At 23.8% G+C, this 2,194-nt stretch carries 1 protein-coding gene; it reads right to left on the reverse strand.

Annotated features, from left to right (window positions below):
* Positions 1-247: 247 nt before the first annotated feature.
* Positions 248-1,897 carry a DUF4091 domain-containing protein gene (locus R5Z65_RS09960; RefSeq protein ID WP_317368885.1) on the reverse strand — a complete coding sequence of 550 codons (1,650 nt, stop codon included), beginning with the start codon at positions 1,895-1,897 and terminating at the stop codon, positions 248-250.
* Positions 1,898-2,194 lie beyond the last annotated feature (297 nt).

Below are 2,194 nucleotides of genomic sequence, written 5' to 3' on the forward strand. Positions count from 1 at the left end.
ACTATTTATATATATTATTACATTTTTTTTGTAATAATACAATTACAATATTGTTACAAATTTATTTTTATTTATATAATTAAGATATTTATATCAATTATGTTAATAAAATAAATAAAAATCAGTTGTATAATATAATTAAGGAATATAAATTATCTTTTTATTTTTTTTAAAATAACAATTAATGTAATATAATAAATTATAACCCTAAAGTGGAATAAAACCCAACTAGTTTATAACCCCATTTTTAAACTAGCTCTTTTATTAAACTATTTATCTTCTCTCTTAATTTTAAAAGCCATTTTGAGCAATGTTTATATTTACTAAATGTTATTTCACATTCTTCTTCTATTATTTCAATAACTTTTTCTTTTCCCAATTTAGTTTCTAATAATTTCAATGCTCTTAAATCTTGTAATGCATCATAAAATACCTCAAGCCTTAAAGATACATTAACACCATCTTGTGACGGGTACACAACATAAGCATCTCCCGATGGAAAACCACAACCTGCATCACTAGTTAAATATGGATTAATAGGATATTTAGAAAACTGCGAATACCAAAAATTATATCCCCAATGTAAAAACCCCTGTATATCATATTTGTACAATTGCATACCTAAAATTCTATTTCTGTGGCTTGGCATATTAAAAAATTTATTTGAAACACCTTTATATTGTACACAGCAATAATATGCCCATAAATTTTCTACCCTATTTTCTAAAAATATATCTATATGGTCTGTAGCAACAACAGGAGCTTTTATATAGCCTTTTTCATAAAACTCATAATTTGAAATAGCATCTAATGTTTTAAAATCTTTAATATGGTCCTTTATCAAATTGTATGCACATTGGTAATTTTCCATATCATTTAAAGATGGTTCATCTGAAATATGAAACCAACTTTTATCTTGTAGATTTTCTTTTTTAATAAACTCCACAAGTCTTGGCAAAAATTGATTTAAAAAATTTTTATATTCATCAGAACTAGCCAATGTATCCCAACCAAAAATTCTTTTATATTCTCCATTTTCTTTTGCCATAATTTTAGGTGTAAACTTAGAACCCCACTGTGTAAAAAATGGAGAATACTCAAAATGTTTAATTTTATATTTTAAGCACATATCTATAAATCTTTTTAATTTTTCAAAAGAAAACTCAAATTTATCTCCATTTTTATACACATCTACCAATTGCACTGTAGGACGTTCCTTGCCAACTTCTGTATCCAATGCTGGTGTAAAAATAGGAGTTAAAATCATATTCATACCATAATCACTAGCTGTTTTAATAAAATCCTCTATTCTCTTAAAATGTTCTTCGCTAAATACTGGTATATTATAATATGTAGCTATACAGTCACAATGAAACCAATTAGTGTATATTAAGTCTTGTTCTGGCAATTTTTTATCTATAATCTCAATATTAAAAATATCCTTTGTTAAATTTAAGTTATTTTGATTCATACAAATTTCTATATCGTAATCACCAGCTTTAAGGCTATCTTTAGGCTCTATTGTTATCCAAATACTCCTCCATTGCTTATTTAACAATCTAATAGTTTTTGGCATTTCAACTAAAACATCTGGATAAAAACCAGGTGTATTTCTTAAAATATTATCATCGTGGTTATGATAGCAAGGCATTTGTGAAGGAACGTTCTCAACATATTTAATAGATATACAATCTTTTATTTCAGAATTAATAGAAAAGCTAACATCATCTAGTCTTTCCCCTTCAATAACAAAAGCTAATTGAAATGAAAAACGTTCATTTAGAAGCATACTTCCTTTTTTAGTTTCTTCTGCAATACAATTTTCATCACAAAAAACTTTTTCTAAAGAAGATAATAGCTTTGTTTTATAAATTCTTTCTCCAATTTTATTTTCCATAATTTTTATAAATTTAAGCCTATTTGCAAAAATTTTCCTCCATTTTTATAATATTATACTTTAACAAATTTCTATATTTTTATAGTTTAATTATAAATTTATATGAATTTTGCTATAATAAAATTTATAATTATTTTATATTTAATTATAGTGTGTAAAATATGTATACTATAACTAAAAATATTATTTTTTATTATATAAGAAAAATTAAGTAAAATCAATAAATATTTTATACGAAAAAGTCCTACAAATATTACTATAAAACAATATTTGTAGGACACTTCTATTTATATAACC

Origin of the sequence: uncultured Tyzzerella sp. (genome assembly GCF_963558545.1) — a bacterium.
Classification (GTDB): Bacteria; Bacillota; Clostridia; order Lachnospirales; family CAG-274; genus Tyzzerella.

Coding starts and splice junctions, on each gene's coding strand:
- R5Z65_RS09960 (WP_317368885.1), bottom strand. CDS start 1,897: ATGGAAAATAAAATTGGAGAAAGAATTTATAAAACAAAGCTATTATCT.